14 protein-coding genes are annotated in these 15241 nt (G+C 69.7%); 13 read left to right on the forward strand and 1 reads right to left on the reverse strand.

What is annotated here, in order from left to right; translation table 11 throughout:
- From ACZ5PP_RS19380 to ACZ5PP_RS19400, 5 genes are all read left to right on the forward strand, one after another.
- Entirely contained in the window at positions 1 to 1269 is a 1269-nt protein-coding gene (locus ACZ5PP_RS19380; RefSeq protein ID WP_004325188.1) for a cytochrome b, read from the forward strand.
- Complete coding sequence (locus tag ACZ5PP_RS19385) at positions 1266 to 2021, forward strand: cytochrome c1 (RefSeq protein ID WP_004325187.1); 756 nt, start codon at positions 1266 to 1268, stop codon at positions 2019 to 2021. Before ACZ5PP_RS19380 ends, ACZ5PP_RS19385 begins: the two co-directional genes overlap by 4 nt.
- Before the next feature lie 107 nt (positions 2022 to 2128).
- A complete protein-coding gene (locus ACZ5PP_RS19390) occupies positions 2129 to 2725 on the forward strand; it encodes a glutathione S-transferase N-terminal domain-containing protein (protein WP_004325185.1) in 597 nt (198 codons plus the stop codon).
- Between the two features lie 64 nt (positions 2726 to 2789).
- On the forward strand, positions 2790 to 3260 hold the full coding sequence (locus ACZ5PP_RS19395) for a ClpXP protease specificity-enhancing factor (RefSeq protein ID WP_004325183.1): 471 nt from the start codon (positions 2790 to 2792) through the stop codon (positions 3258 to 3260).
- Between the two features lie 9 nt (positions 3261 to 3269).
- Complete coding sequence (locus tag ACZ5PP_RS19400) at positions 3270 to 3770, forward strand: hemerythrin domain-containing protein (protein ID WP_004325180.1); 501 nt, start codon at positions 3270 to 3272, stop codon at positions 3768 to 3770.
- 59 nt (positions 3771 to 3829) lie between these two features.
- Here the strand turns inward: ACZ5PP_RS19400 and ACZ5PP_RS19405 are convergent, their stop codons facing one another.
- Entirely contained in the window at positions 3830 to 5098 is a 1269-nt protein-coding gene (locus tag ACZ5PP_RS19405) for a D-amino acid dehydrogenase (RefSeq protein WP_273424182.1), read from the reverse strand.
- Between the two features lie 153 nt (positions 5099 to 5251).
- Here ACZ5PP_RS19405 and ACZ5PP_RS19410 point away from each other — a divergent pair, with 153 nt between their 5' ends.
- The 8 genes from ACZ5PP_RS19410 (at position 5252) to ACZ5PP_RS19445 (ending at position 15220) form a co-directional block, all read left to right on the forward strand.
- Positions 5252 to 6253, forward strand: coding sequence for a class 1 fructose-bisphosphatase (locus tag ACZ5PP_RS19410; protein WP_276658769.1), 1002 nt, complete (start codon positions 5252 to 5254; stop codon positions 6251 to 6253).
- A gap of 16 nt (positions 6254 to 6269) precedes the next feature.
- Entirely contained in the window at positions 6270 to 8015 is a 1746-nt protein-coding gene (locus tag ACZ5PP_RS19415; protein ID WP_464826485.1) for an autotransporter assembly complex protein TamA, read from the forward strand.
- A 175-nt stretch (positions 8016 to 8190) separates the two neighbouring features.
- On the forward strand, positions 8191 to 9792 hold the full coding sequence (gene groL, locus ACZ5PP_RS19420) for a chaperonin GroEL (protein ID WP_464826486.1): 1602 nt from the start codon (positions 8191 to 8193) through the stop codon (positions 9790 to 9792).
- Positions 9793 to 9992: 200 nt separating this feature from the next.
- Positions 9993 to 11756 (forward strand): acetate--CoA ligase, encoded by a 1764-nt coding sequence (gene acsA, locus ACZ5PP_RS19425; protein WP_464826487.1) that lies wholly within the window; start codon positions 9993 to 9995, stop codon positions 11754 to 11756.
- Entirely contained in the window at positions 11753 to 12766 is a 1014-nt protein-coding gene (pdhA, locus tag ACZ5PP_RS19430; RefSeq protein WP_004322103.1) for a pyruvate dehydrogenase (acetyl-transferring) E1 component subunit alpha, read from the forward strand. Before acsA ends, pdhA begins: the two co-directional genes overlap by 4 nt.
- Positions 12763 to 13734, forward strand: coding sequence for an alpha-ketoacid dehydrogenase subunit beta (locus ACZ5PP_RS19435; protein ID WP_012585002.1), 972 nt, complete (start codon positions 12763 to 12765; stop codon positions 13732 to 13734). Before pdhA ends, ACZ5PP_RS19435 begins: the two co-directional genes overlap by 4 nt.
- Positions 13727 to 14941 carry a dihydrolipoamide acetyltransferase family protein gene (locus tag ACZ5PP_RS19440; protein ID WP_012585003.1) on the forward strand — a complete coding sequence of 405 codons (1215 nt, stop codon included), beginning with the start codon at positions 13727 to 13729 and terminating at the stop codon, positions 14939 to 14941. The genes ACZ5PP_RS19435 and ACZ5PP_RS19440 overlap by 8 nt, the downstream gene beginning before the upstream one ends.
- Before the next feature lie 24 nt (positions 14942 to 14965).
- Positions 14966 to 15220 carry an acyl carrier protein gene (locus ACZ5PP_RS19445; RefSeq protein ID WP_004328524.1) on the forward strand — a complete coding sequence of 85 codons (255 nt, stop codon included), beginning with the start codon at positions 14966 to 14968 and terminating at the stop codon, positions 15218 to 15220.
- The last annotated feature ends 21 nt before the right edge of the window (positions 15221 to 15241 follow it).

Below are 15241 nucleotides of genomic sequence, written 5' to 3' on the forward strand. Positions count from 1 at the left end.
ATGACGACCAAATCCCAAGCCGTTCTCAACTGGATCGACGAGCGCTTCCCGCTCACGTCGACCTGGAAGGCGCACCTGTCCGAGTACTACGCGCCGAAGAACTTCAACTTCTGGTACTTCTTCGGCTCGCTGGCCCTGCTGGTGCTGGTGATCCAGATCCTCACCGGCATCTTCCTGGTGATGCACTACAAGCCGGACGCCTCGCTCAACGCGTCGGGCGTTCCGGTGGCGTTCGCCAGCGTCGAGTACATCATGCGCGAGGTGCCGGGCGGATGGCTGATCCGCTACCTGCACTCGACCGGTGCGTCGGCCTTCTTCATCGTCGTGTATCTGCACATGTTCCGCGGTCTGCTCTATGGCTCTTATCGCAAGCCGCGCGAGTTGATCTGGGTCTTCGGCACGCTGATCTTCCTGGTGTTGATGGCCGAGGCGTTCATGGGCTATCTGCTGCCGTGGGGCCAGATGTCGTTCTGGGGCGCCCAGGTGATCGTGAACCTGTTCTCGGCGATCCCGGTGATCGGTCCGGACCTGTCGCTGGTGATCCGCGGCGACTACGTCGTCTCCGACGCCACGCTGAACCGCTTCTTCTCCTTCCACGTCATCGCCGTGCCGCTGGTGCTGATCGGCCTGGTGCTCGCGCACATCGTCGCGCTGCACGAAGTCGGCTCCAACAACCCCGATGGTGTCGAGATCAAGAAGAAGAAGGATGCGACCGGCAAGCCGCTCGACGGCATCCCCTTCCACCCGTACTACACGGTGAAGGACATCGTCGGCGTCGTCGTCTTCCTGTTCTTCTTCAGCGCGGTCGTGTTCTTCATGCCCGAGGGCGGTGGCTACTTCCTCGAGTTCAACAACTTCATCCCGGCCGATCCGCTGAAGACCCCGCCGCACATCGCGCCGGTGTGGTATTTCACCCCCTTCTATTCGATCCTGCGCGCCGTGACCTATCCGCTGTTCGGTCTCGATGCGAAGTTCTGGGGCGTGGTGGCCATGGGCGCGTCGGTGGTGATCATCGCCTTCCTGCCCTGGCTGGACCGCAGCCCCGTCAAGTCGATCCGCTACAAGGGGCCGATCTTCAAGATGGTGCTGGTCGTCTTCGTGATCGCCTTCTTCATCCTGGGTTACCTGGGTGTTCTGCCCCCGACCCCGGGTCGCACGCTGGTGTCGCAGATCTGCTCGGTGATCTACTTCGCCTTCTTCCTGCTGATGCCGTGGTACAGCAAGCTCGACAAGTGCAAACCCGAACCGGAAAGGGTGAACTTCAAATGAAAACGCGAGTGATCAACTTCATCAAGCGGTTCGCGGCCGTGGCGCTGTTCGCGCCGGCCGTGGCGATGGCCGCCGGTGCCAGCGTGCATCTGGACAAGGCGCCGGTGAGCAGCGAGCCGGCCGCGCTGCAGCACGGCGCCAAGCTGTTCGTCAATTACTGCATGAACTGCCATAGCGCCAGCTTCGTGCGCTACAACCAGCTGCAGAACATCGGCCTCTCCGAGGCGGAGATCCGCGACAACCTGATGTTCACCGGCGAGCGCGTCGGCGACCTGATGAAGATCGCGATGCGGCCGGCGGAGTCCAAGGGGTGGTTCGGCGTCGCGCCGCCCGACCTGACGCTGGTGGCGCGGCAGCGCGCCTCGGCGGACGGCAGCGGGGCCGACTGGCTGTATACCTATCTGCGCCAGTTCTACCGCGACCCGAGCCGCCCGACCGGCTGGAACAATGCCATCTTCGCCAACGTGGCCATGCCGCACGTGTTCTGGCAGCTGCAGGGCGAGCAGGTCGCCAAGATCACGCAGAATGCGGACGGCACGACGACGACGGCCCTCGAACTCGTCAAGCCGGGCAAGCTGTCGGTCCAGGAGTACGACAAGGCGGTCGCCGACCTCGTCTCCTTCCTGGTCTGGATGGGCGAGCCGGTGGCCGAGAAGCGCAAGTCGATCGGCGCCCTCGTGCTGATCTTCCTCGCCGGCATGTTCGTGCTCAGCTACGCGCTGAAGAAGAACTACTGGAAGGACATTCATTGATTCCTGTCGCCGCGGCCCTCCGGGCCGGCTAGTGCGGTCCTGACCCTGACGCACCACGCGGACCCGCGTGGTGCGCTTTTGCTTTTGAATTCCGGAGTCGTAACACCATGATGAACCTGTATTCCGGCACGACCGATCCCTTCAGTCATCGTTGCCGGATCGTGCTGTTCGAAAAAGGCATGGACTTCGAGGTCATCGACGTCGACCTCTACAACAAGCCCGAAGACATCGCCGTCATCAACCCGTACAACCGCGTGCCGGTGCTGGTCGATCGCGACCTCGTGCTCTACGAGGCCAACATCATCAACGAGTACATCGACGAGCGCTTCCCGCATCCGCAGCTGATGCCACCCGACCCGATCATGCGTGCGCGTGCCCGCCAGCTGTTGCACACTTTCGAGCAGGAGCTGTTCACCCACCTGGAGGCCCTGGAGGCCGCGCAGAAGGGCGTGGACAAGGTGCGCGCCCACGTGCGCGACCATCTCACCCAGCTCGCGCCGGTGTTTACCAAGCAGAAATACATGCTCGGCGAGGAGTTCTCCATGCTCGACGTCGCGATCGCCCCGCTGCTGTGGCGCCTCGAGCACTACGGCATCGAACTGCCCAAGGCTGCTGCGCCGCTGATGAAGTACGCCGAACGCATCTTCAGCCGTCAGGGATTCATCGACGCGCTGACCCCGTCCGAAAAGGTCATGCGGCGCTGAGCCGCACGACCGCAGTCAGGCCGTGCGGCGCCCGCAGGGGCGTGGCACGGCCACCGGAGAGCCGATGAGCACCGTCTCGACCAAGCCATACCTGTTGCGCGCCATCTGGGAATGGTGCGTGGATCAGGGTTTCACGCCCTATCTCGCCACGCTGGTGGACGAGGACACCCGGGTGCCGCCCGGTTACGCGCGCGACGGCCAGATCGTGCTGAACCTTTCGCCCGACGCCACCGGCCAGCTGCAAATGGCCAACGACTTCATCAGCTTCCAGGCCCGTTTCGGCGGTGCCGCGCATTCGCTGGTGATCCCGGTGGCCAACGTGGTCGCGATCTACGCACGCGAGAACGGGCAGGGCATGGCCTTCGAGCCCGAGCTCGAGGCGGTGGAGGATGCGTCCGTGGCGGTGCAGGATCCGTCCGCCGACGTCGTCCAGGACATGAGCGACACCACCGCCGAACTGCGTCGCGAGCGCTCCGCGGAGCCGCAGCCCCCCGCGCGCCCGCCGCGCGGCAGCCATCTCAAGATCGTCAAGTGAGGAACACCGATGCCTAGCCTTGCCTGGAGCGCCGATCTCGACAACAACCTCGCCCCGATGGACGAGACCCATCGCGAGTTCGTCGAGTGCTACAACGCCGCGGCCAACGCCGCGCCCGATGATTTCCTGCGTGCGCTCGACGCGCTCATCGAGCATGCGAAGGCCCACTTCGATCTCGAGAACGGCTGGATGGAAGCGGTCGACTTTCCCGGCTGCCATCGCGCCGAGCATGACCGCGTGCTCGCGGTGATGGCCGACATCCGCAAGCGCGTCGAGCGCGGCGACCACTTCCTTGGCCGCCGACTGATGGAAGAGCTGCCGGCCTGGTTCGTGAATCACGTGAACGGCATGGATGCCGCGCTCGCCTTTCATCTGGCGACGATCGGCTTCGACGTCGATTCGTGCACGCTGCGCCCACTCGCCGAAGGCGAGACGCGCGCCGCCGGCTGTGGCTGCGCCACGCTCGCTGCCGAGGATGCGGCAGCCGGCGAGGCCGCGCGCGCGGCCTGACGCGGCCTCCTCCGCGATGCGTTCGGCCCGCCGCAACGCGTCGCCGGGCGCACGCGGCGCTAGACCTCCGCCGCCGCGAGGAAAGGAAACGCCACCGCCGGCCTGCGCCCGCTCATCAGATCCGCCAGTGCGGCGGCCGAACCGCAGGCCAGCGTCCATCCCAGCGTGCCATGGCCGGTGTTGAGCCATAGCCCGGGGCGCGCGCTGCGTCCGATCAGTGGCACGTTTCCCGGCGTGGCGGGGCGCAACCCGGCCCAGGGTTCCGCGCGTTCGAGATCGATCGCGTGCGGGAAGCGCGCCTGCACCCACGCCATGATCGGCGCGATCCGCGCCGCGCGGATCGTGGTGTCGAAGCCGTCCAGTTCCGCCGTGCCGGCGACGCGCAGGCGGTCGCCCAGGCGCGAGCACACGATCCGGCGCGACTCGTCGGTCAGGCTCACGTAGGGTGCGAGCGCGGGCTCGAGTACCGGTGCGGTGATCGAGTAGCCCTTGACCGGGTAGATCGGCAGCCGCAAGCCGAGCGGTGCGGCGAGGCGCGGGCCGTGGCTGCCCAGGCAGAGAACGCAGGCGTCCGCGCGCAAGCTGTCGACGCTGCCGTCCGCGCGGCGCACGCGCGCGCCCACGACCCGGCCGCCGGATCCGGTCTCGAGCGCGCTCACCTCGGTCTCCCGGTGCAGGACCACACCACCTTCTTCCAGCCTGTGCGCGAGCGCGCGGGTGAACTTGTGCGCGTCGCCCGATTCGTCGCCCTGGGCGAAGATCCCGCCGGCCAGGCTGCCGGCGCACGTGGCCAGCGCGGGCTCGCGTTCCAGGCAGGCATCGCGGTCCAGCACCTCGGCCGCGATACCGAAGGCGCGCAGCTGCGCAGCGCGCGCGGGGGCCTTGGCGAACTCCCCGCGGCTGTAGAACAGGTGCAGGATGCCGCGCTCGAGCTGGTCGTATTCGAGGCCGAGTTCGGCGCGCAGCGCACGCAGTCGCTGCCCGCTGGCGAGCGCGAGCGCGGCGATCGCGACGGTGTTGCGGTGCGCCCGTGCGGGCAGGCATTCGAGCAGGAAACGCAGGCCCCAGGTCCACTGCGCAAGGGCGCGGTGCGGGCGGAACTTCAGCGGCGCGTCCGCGCGTCCGAGCCAGCGCAGCACCTGCGCGGGTGCGCCGGGGTTGGCCCAGGGCTCGGGATGGCTGATCGAGATCTGCCCGCCGTTGGCGAAGCTGGTCTCCAGTCCGGCGCCGGGCTGGCGGTCGACCAGGCTGACCTGGAAGCCGGCGCGGGTCAGGTACCAGGCGGTCGTGACGCCGGACAGGCCGGCGCCGAGAACCATGACGTGCATGAAGTGGAAATGCGGGTTGGGGGTGCCGATGATAGCGCCTCGGCGGCTGCGGCAGCAGTCTCGCGGTTTCGGGCATCACGGCCCGTGCGCTCGTGGCGCGGAACCGCGATAATCCCGCCTTGTCTGTTTCGTTCAATGTCGTGGAGCCTTGTCATGCGCCGAGTCACCCTTACCCAGTTCCTCATCGAGCAGCAGCGCGCCGGCCGCATGACCGCCGACCTGCGCCTGCTGATCGAGGTCGTCGCTCGCGCGGTCAAGGCGATCAGCGTCAACGTCTCCAAGGGCGCGCTCGCCGGCGTGCTCGGCGAGGCCGGCACCGACAACGTCCAGGGCGAGGCGCAGAAGAAGCTCGACGTCATCGCCAACGAGATCCTGCTGCAGGCCAACGAGTGGGGCGGCCATCTCGCCGGCATGGCCTCGGAGGAAGTCGAGACCATCTGCCAGATCCCCTTCGACCTGCCCAAGGGCGGCTTCCTGCTGCTCTTCGATCCGCTCGACGGCTCGTCCAACATCGACGTCAACATCTCGGTCGGCACCATCTTTTCGGTGCTGCGCAACCCGCCGGGCGGCACGGAGCCCACCGAGGAGAGCTTCCTGCAGCCCGGTCGCGAGCAGGTCGCGGCCGGCTACGCCGTGTATGGTCCTGCCACCCAGCTCGTGCTCACCGTGGGGCAGGGCGTGCACGGATTCACGCTCGACCGCGAGATGGGCAGCTTCATCTACACCCAGCCCTTCATGACCATCCCGGTCGATACCCAGGAATTTGCCATCAACGCATCCAATGCGCGCTTCTGGGAGGCGCCGGTCAAGCGCTACGTCGCCGAGATGGTGCAGGGCAAGGAAGGTCCGCTCGGCAAGGACTACAACATGCGCTGGGTGGCCTCGATGGTCGCAGACGTGCATCGCATCCTCACCCGCGGCGGCGTGTTCATGTACCCGATGGACGAGAAGTGTCGCAGCAAGGGCGGCAAGCTGCGCCTGATGTACGAGGCCAACCCGATGGCGATGCTGGTCGAGCAGGCTGGCGGCGCGGCCTCCACCGGGCGCGAGCGCATCCTCGACGTGATGCCGGACCGGCTGCACCAGCGCGTGCCGGTGATCCTCGGCTCGAAGAACGAGGTCGAGCGCGTCGCGGGCTACCACCAGGAGGACTGAGCGGGTGCGCTCGGGAGTGCGACACCCGCTGCGCCGGGGGCTGCGCTTCCTCGCGCTGGCCCTCGCGTTCGCGGGGGGTGGCGCGCTGGCGCAGGAGCCCCTGGAGGTGCGCCTGCAGGCGCCCGACGAGGTGCGACCGCTGCTCGAGCGCCACGTGCGCCTGCTGCGCCAGGAGGCGCTCGAACTGCCCGAGGAGCAGGCCGACCGCTCGGCGATGACCCGGCGGACGCGTCGCGAGGTGGCGGGCCTGCTCGCCACCGAGGGCTACTTCTCGCCGCGGGTGCGCTTCGATCGCAGCGACGCGCGCAACTGGGTGCTGGAGGTGGAACCCGGTCCGCGCACCGAGATCGCGCAGGTCGAGCTGCAGTTCGTCGGCGAGATCGCCACCTCCGGGCCGGGCGGCAGCGAGTACCTCGACCTGCTGCGCGCGGGCTGGAGCCTGCCGGTCGGCGCGCCCTTCAGCCAGGGCGGCTGGGACGGCGCCAAGCAGGCTCTGCTCGATGCGGTCGCGGCGCGCCGTTACGCCGCGGCGCGCATCGTGGACAGCCGCGCCGAGATCGACCCGGAGAGCGCGCGTGCCACGCTGCGGGTGCGCATCGACAGCGGACCGAGCTTCTACCTTGGCGAGCTCGACGTGCAGGGCCTGGAGCATCTGCCGACCGATCTCGTCGAGCGCTACAGCCGGCTCAAGCCCGGTGCGCCCTACGACCGCGAGGAGCTGCTTGCCTTTCAGACCGGACTGCAGAACACCCCGCACTTCGGTTCGGTGATCGTCGACATCGAGCGCGACCCGACGCTGTCCGCAGCGGTGCCGGTGCGGGTCAAGGTCACCGAAGCACTGCCGCGCTATGCCGGGGTGGGGGCGGGCTATTCGACCAACACCGGCGCGCGCGTCGAGTTCAGCTATCGCGACGCCAACCTGCGCAAGCGCGGCTGGGAGTTCTCCTCCGGCCTGCGCATCGAGGAGCGCCGCCAGGCGCTGTTCGCCGACGTCTTCCTGCCGCCGCGCGGGCGCGACCGCGACAGCTTCGGCGCGCTCTACGAGGCCAGCGACCTCGAAGGGCTCAAGATCGACTCGCAGGCGCTCGGCGCCGCGCGCACCACGCTGCGCGGCGACATCGAGACCCAGCTCGCGCTGCGCCTGCAGCACGAGAACATCGAACCGGCCGGCGCGCCCTCGCGCTCGACCAACACCCTGAGCGCCAACTGGACCTGGAAGAAGCGCGCGGTCGACAACCTGCTCGACCCCAGCCGCGGCTACGTGCTCGAGTTCCAGGTCGGCGGGGGCAGCAAGACGCTATTCTCCGACCAGGACTTCCTGCGTTTCTACTCGCGCGTCGCGCGCTACCAGCCGGTGCGCGGCACCGACGTGTTCATCCTGCGCGGCGAGGCTGGCGTGACCCTGGCCGACAGCCGCGAGGGCGTGCCGCAGGACTTCCTCTTCCGCACCGGCGGCGCGCAGTCGGTGCGCGGCTACGACTACCAGAGCCTGGGCGTGAAGGAGGGCGACGCGACCGTCGGCGGCCGCTACCTGGCGACCGCGAGCGCCGAGTACGTGCGCTGGTTCCGGCCGCAGTGGGGTGCGGCCGTCTTCGTCGATGCGGGGGATGCCGCCGATACCCGCGCGGACTACGATCTTCGCGTCGGCTACGGCGTCGGCGCGCGCTGGCGCAGCCCGGCGGGCCCGCTCGCGATCGATCTCGCCTGGGGCCACCAGGAACGCAGCCTGCGGCTGCATTTCGGGGTCGCGGTGGCGTTCTGAGGCGCGGCGCTCGATGGGCTGCCATCGGCCGATCGGCGTCTGCGCGCGCAGCGCTGCCCTTCGCCCCCGCGCCGTCCGCGTTCTGCTCGCCCCCCTGGTCGCCTCGCCATTGCCCGCGGAACAGGAGTAGATTTTCACGGTGATCCGCGCGGCGAGGCCGGACAGGGAGGAGACGATGACCGCCAGACAACTGCTTTTCCGCGACGACGCGCGCCACCGCATCCTGCGCGGCGTGTCCCTGCTGGCCGATGCGGTGAAGGAGACGCTGGGGCCGCGCGCGCGCACCGTGCTGCTGCAGCAGCCCTATGGGCCGCCGATCGTGGTCAACTCCGGGGTCGTGGTCGCGCGCGCGATCGAGCTCGCCGATCCCTTCGAGAACATGGGCGCCCAACTGGTGCGGGAGGTGGCGGCGCGCACTTCCGAAGTGGCGGGCGACGGCACCACCACCGCGACCCTGCTGGCTGCGGCCATCGTGCGCGAGGGCATGAAGCACGTCGCCGCGGGCATGAACCCGATGGATCTGAAGCGCGGCGTCGACAAGGCTGTCGACGCGCTCGTCGGCGCGCTGAAGGCGATGGCGCGGCCGTGCGGGACGCGCACCGGGATCGCCCAGGTGGCGAGCATCTCGGCCAACAACGACGCTACCATCGGCGAGCTGATCGCCGACGCCATGGAGCGCGTCGGCAAGGACGGCGTGATCACCGTGGAGGAGGGCTCGGGCCTCGCGAGCACGCTGGACGTGGTCGAGGGCATGCAGTTCGACCGTGGTTACCTGTCGCCCTATTTCATCAACACCGAGGGTGCGCGCGTCGTGCTCGAGGATGCCGTCATCCTCGTGTGCGACCGCAGGATCGGCGCCGTGGCCGAGCTGCTGCCGGTGCTCGAGGTCGTGGCGCGCAGCGGGCGGCCCTTGCTGATCATCGCCGAGGAAGTCGAGGGCGAGGCGCTGGCGCTGCTGGTGGTGAACGCCGCGCGCGGCACGCTGAAGGCCTGCGCGGTGAAGGCGCCGGAGTTCGGCGAGCGCCGCCGCGCCATGCTCGAGGACATCGCGGTGCTGGCCGGCGCCACGCTGGTCGGCGGCGAGACCGGCATCGGCCTGGAACACGCCACCGCGGCCGAGCTGGGCAGCGCGCGCCGCATCGAGGTGGACAAGGACCGCTGCACGCTGGTGGGTGGCGGCGGCGCGCACGCGCTGATCGAGGCCCGCATCGCCCGCATCCGCGCCGAGCTCGAGGGCACGCGCTCCGACTTCGAGCGCGAGGGCCCGGAGAGGCGCATCGCGCGCCTGGCCGGCGGCGTGGCGGTGGTGAAGGTGGGTGGGGCCACCGAGTCCGAGATGAAGGAGCGCCGTGCGCGCGTCGAGGACGCGCTGCATGCGACACGCGCCGCGGTGGCCGAAGGCATCCTGCCCGGCGGCGGCGTGGCGCTGTTGCGCGCGCGCGCGGCGCTGGGCGTGCTGCATGGCGCCAACCACGACGAGGACTGCGGCATCCAGATCGTGCTGCGCGCGGTGGAGGAGCCGCTGTGCCAGCTCGTCGCCAACGGCGGCCTGGAACCTTCCGTGGTGCTGGACCAGGTGGCGGCGGGCAGCGGCGCGTTCGGCTTCAATGCCGCGACCGAGGAATACGGCGACCTCATCGCGATGGGCGTGCTCGACCCGTGCAAGGTCACGCGCAGTGCGCTGCAGAATGCGGCCTCGGTGGCGGGCCTGATCCTCACCACCGATTGCCTGGTGGCTGAGCTGCCGCAAGCCGGGGCTGTTGCGCCGGGCGGGTGAGCGGCCGTAACGAGGCGCTGCGCCGCTGCATTCACCGCAAGGGGGACGTCGAAACGGCGGCGACGGGCCTCCTCATGCGCGGCCCGGGCTTCGGCAGCATGGCCGAGGCGGCCCTGCTGGCCTAAAAAGAAACCGGGGAGGTGGCCGACGCGAAGCCGTCGCTGCCATGCGACGATGAAGACGATGGTGAGGAGAAGGCGATGCAGCGCCCCGCGATCATCCACAAGACGGCCGCCGATCTGGCCGTGCCGCCCAATCTTGCCGACTACGCCGCGACCTGTGCCGGCTTCTCCTGGGACGCGGCGCGCGCCGAGCTGGCAGGGCTGCCCGGCGGCGGGCTCAACATCGCCCATGAGGCGGTCGAGCGCCACGCGCATGGCCCGCTGCGCGAGCGCATCGCCTTCCGTTTCCTCGGTGAGAACTCGCTCCGTGATGTCGGCTACGGCGAGCTGTCGCGCCTCACCAGCCGCTTCGCCAACGTGCTGCGGACCCTGGGCGTGCGGCGCGGCGAGCGTGTCTTCGTGCTGACCGGGCGCATCCCGGAGCTGTACATCGCGGTGCTCGGCGGCCTGAAGGCGGGCTGCGTGGTGTCGCCGCTGTTCTCCGCCTTCGGCCCGGAGCCGATCGCCACCCGGATCGGCATCGGCGAGGGGGCGGTGCTGGTCACCACCGACCTGCTGTACGAGCGCAAGGTGGCGAAGCTGCGTGATCGCCTGCCGAGCCTGCGCCATGTCCTGCTGGTGGGTGAGGAGGATGGCGCGACGGCCATCCCCGCCACCCAGGACCTCGCCACGCTGATGGCGCAGGCCGCGGACACGTTCGAGACGGTGGCGACCCGGCCCGAAGACCTCGCCCTGCTGCACTTCACCAGCGGCACCACCGGCACGCCCAAGGGTGCCATGCACGTGCATGGCGCGGTCCTCACCCACTGGGCGACCGGCCGCTACGCGCTCGATCTGCATGATGGCGACATCTTCTGGTGCACCGCCGACCCCGGCTGGGTCACCGGCACCTCCTACGGCATCGTCGCGCCGCTGCTGCACGGCGTGAGCTCCATCGTCGACGTGGCCGACTTCGATGCCGAGCGTTGGTACCGCATCCTGCAGGAGCAGCGGGTCAGCGTCTGGTACACCGCCCCCACCGCGATCCGCATGCTGATGAAGGCCGGGCCGGAGCTGGCGCGCGGTTTTTCCTTCCCCCGCCTGCGCTTCGTCGCCAGCGTGGGCGAGCCGCTCAATCCCGAGGCGGTGTGGTGGGGCCGCGACGTGCTCGGCAAGCCGATCCACGACAACTGGTGGCAGACCGAGACCGGCGGCATCATGATCGCCAACCTTCCCGCGCTCGACATCAAGCCCGGCTCGATGGGAAAGCCCTTGCCCGGTGTCGAGGCGGCGATCGTGCGTCCGCGCGAAGGCGGCGGCGTGGAGTTCGTCGATGAGCCCGACGAGGAGGGCGAACTGGCCCTGAAGCGTGGTTGGCCATCGATGCTGCGCGGCTACCTGAACAACGAGGAGCGCTACCGCAAGTGCTTCGCCGGCGACTGGTACCTGACCGGCGACCTGGCGCGGCGCGATGCCGACGGCTACTACTGGTTCGTCGGCCGCAGCGACGACGTGATCAAGTCGGCCGGCCACCTGATCGGGCCCTTCGAGGTCGAGAGCGCGCTGATGGAGCATCCGGCGGTGGCCGAGGCCGGCGTCATCGGCAAGCCCGACGACATGGTCGGCGAGGTGGTGAAGGCCTTCGTGTCGCTGAAGCAGGGCTTCGAGCCTTCGGAGGCGCTGCGCAAGGAGCTGCTCGGTCATGCGCGCAAGAAGCTCGGCGCGGCGGTGGCACCCAAGGAGATCGACTTCCTGCCGGTGCTGCCGCGCACGCGCAGCGGCAAGATCATGCGCCGGCTGCTGAAGGCGCGCGAACTCGGCCTGCCCGAAGGCGACACCTCCACGCTGGAGGCCGGAGCATGACGCGCACACGCAAGCCCAGGGCCTCTGCAGAGCGTCCGCTGGAGCTGCGCCTGCTGGCCGACATGCTGCGCATCCGCCGCATGGAGGAGAAATGCGCCGAGCTCTACGGTGCCGGCAGGATCCGCGGTTTCCTGCACCTCTACATCGGCGAGGAAGCCTGCGCCACCGGCGCGATGCACGCGCTCGCCGCCGACGATAACGTCGTCGCCACCTACCGCGAGCACGGCCACGCGCTGCTGCGCGGTGTGGGCATGGACGCGATCATGGCCGAGATGTTCGGCAAGGCGGCGGGCTGCTCGCGCGGGCGCGGCGGCTCGATGCACCTGTTCGACGTGGCGCGCCGCTTCTACGGCGGCAACGCCATCGTCGGCGGCGGCCTGCCGCTGGCCGTGGGCCTGGCGCTGGCGGACAGGCTGCAAGGCGTGCGCCGCGTCACCCTGTGCGTGTTCGGCGAAGGCGCGATGGCCGAAGGCGCCTTCCACGAGTCGATCAACCTCGCCGCGCTGTGGCAGCTTCCGGTGCTGTTCTGCTGCGAGAACAACCTGTACGCGATGGGTACGGCGTTGGCGCGCTCGGAGTCGCAGACCGACCTGTGCGCCAAGGCGGCGAGCTACCGGGTCGCCACCTTCCGCGCCGACGGCATGGACGTGCGCGCGGTGTTCGACACCGTGAGCCGCGCGGTGCGGCAGGTGAGGGAGGGGGGCGGCCCGGCCTTCGTCGAGCTGCAGACCTACCGCTTCCGCGCGCACTCGATGTTCGATCCCGATCTGTACCGCGACAAGGCCGAGATCGAGGAGTGGAAGCAGCGCGGCCCCATCCACAGCCTCTCCGCGCAGCTGAAGGCCGAGGGCAGGCTCGACGAGGAGGCCTTCCTCGCGCTCGATGCCGAGGCCGAAGCCGAGGTGGCCGCCGCGGTCGCGTTCGCCGAACAGGCGCCATGGGAGCCGGTGGCGGATCTGCTGAAGGACGTGCACACGCCGGCCGGCGCGGCCGCAGGGGGTACGCCATGAGGATGAGCTACCGCGAGGCGCTGCGGCTGGCGCTGCGCGAGGCGCTGCAGAACGATGCGCGCGTGTTCCTGATGGGCGAGGACGTCGGCCGCTACGGCGGCAGCTATGCGGTGTCGAAAGGCCTGCTGGAGGAGTTCGGCCCCGAGCGCATCCGCGACACGCCGCTGTCCGAACTCGGCTTCGTCGGCGCCGGCGTGGGGGCGGCGCTCGGCGGCCTGCGTCCGATCGTCGAGGTGATGACGGTCAATTTCAGCCTGCTGGCGCTGGACCAGATCGTCAACAGCGCCGCCCTGCTGCGCCACATGTCCGGCGGCCAGTGCTCGGTGCCGCTGGTGCTGCGCATGGCCACCGGCGCCGGGCGCCAGCTCGGCGCGCAGCACTCGCACAGCCTGGAGAACTGGTACGCCCACATTCCCGGCATCCGCGTGCTGGCGCCGGCCACCGTGGCCGACGCGCGCGGCATGCTCGCGCCGGCGCTCGCCGACCCCGATCCGGTGGTGATCTTCGAGCACGCCCAGCTCTACAACCTGGAAGACGAGTTGCCGGACGACTGGCGCTGCGACATCGCCCGCGCCGCGGTGCGCCGCGCCGGCGCGCAGGCAAGCGTGTTCGCTTACGGTGGCTGCCTGCCCAAGGCGCTGCAGGCGGCGGAAGAACTGGCGGCCCAGGGCGTCGAGGTCGAGGTGGTCGATCTGCGCGTGCTGCGCCCGCTGGACATCGACACCGTCGCCGCATCGGTGCGCCGGACGCATCGTGCGGTGGTGGTGGACGAAGGCTGGCGCAGCGGCAGCCTCGCTGCCGAGCTGATCGCGCGCATCGTCGAGACCTGCTTCTACGAGCTCGACGCGCCGCCCGCGCGGGTGTGCAGCGAGGAGGTGCCGATCCCGTACGCCAAGCACCTCGAGGAGGCCGCCTTGCCTCAGGTGCCGAAGATCGTCGCCGCGGTGAAGGAGCTGCTGAATGTTTGAGTTCAAGCTGCCTTCGCTGGGCGCCGACATGGACGAAGGCAAGCTGCTGGAGTGGCTCGTGCGCCCTGGAGACAGGGTCGTGAAGGGTCAGGTCGTCGCCATCGTCGACACCTCCAAGGCGGCGGTGGATGTCGAGATCTGGCAGGACGGCACGGTGCATGAACTGCTCGTGGAGCCGGGGACGCGGATGGCGGTCGGCACGGTGATGGCGACGCTGCTGGAGCCCGGCGAGGCGCCGGCGGCGAAAAGGACGCGCACGAAGACCGTGAAGGCGGCTGCAGCGGCGGCGGTGCCGGTGGTCGAAGCGCCCGCGGCGAAACCCGCGCCGGACGTCTCGCCCGCGCCGGCCGGGCGCTTGCGCGTCTCGCCCGCCGCGCGCAAGCGCGCCGAGGCGCTGGGAGTGGAGCTTGCCGCGCTGTCGGGCAGCGGCCCGGGCGGCGCGGTCACGCTGGAGGACGTGGAGCGTGCCGTGGCGGTTGCACGACTGCCTGCTTCACCACCCGCGGCGACGCCAAGCCCGATCTCCGCTGCCGAGCGCCAGGCCGAGACCCGCCGCGCCATCGCCGCGGCGATGAGCCGCTCGAAGCGCGAGATCCCGCATTACTACCTGTTCGAAACCGTGCCGATGGCGCGCGCGCAGGACTGGCTCGGCCGCGCCAACGCGGGACGCCCGATCACAGAGCGCCTGCTGATGGCGGTGCTGCAGCTGAAGGCCGTTGCCTTGGCGCTGCGCAAGTACCCCGAGCTCAACGGCTTCCACCGCGACGGCCAGTTCGTCGCCGCGCAGGGCATCCACGTCGGCGTCGCCATCTCGCTGCGCCAGGGCGGCCTGATCGCCCCGGCGCTGCACGACGTGGACCACAAGCCGCTGGATGTGCTGATGCGCGAGCTCGCCGACCTGGTCAGGCGCACGCGTGCCGGTTCGCTGCGCAGCTCGGAGATGGGCGATCCGACGGTCACCGTCACCAATCTCGGCGAGCAGGGCGTGGAGGCGGTGGCGGGCGTGATCTATCCGCCCCAGGTCGCCCTCGTCGGCTTCGGCCGCATCGCGCTGCGGCCCTGGGTGCGCGAGGACCGCGGCGAGCTGTGCGTGATGCCCGTCGTCACCGCCAGCCTCGCCGCCGATCATCGCGTCTCCGACGGCCACCGCGGCGCGCTGTTCCTCGCCGAGCTGCGCGAGCTGCTGCAGCGGCCGGAGGAACTGTGAACTCCCATTCCGGACGGAACCGCCATGGACGACACCGAACTGCGCAGCATCGTCATCGCAACGCTGAAGGAAATCGCTCCGGAAATCGAGGAGGCCGGGCTGCGCCCCGAGCGCCCGCTGCGCCAGCAGGTCGACCTCGATTCGATGGACTGGCTGAACTTCCTGGTCGGTCTTGCCGGGCGGCTGGCGGTCGAGATTCCCGAGGCGGACTATCGCAAGCTCGCGACGGTGAATGACCTGGTCGCGTACCTGCGCGACGCGCGCCGGCGAGCCGGCTGAGCCCGACGACGATCGCCCGAA

It is taken from the genome of Thauera sp. DNT-1 (assembly GCF_055393985.1).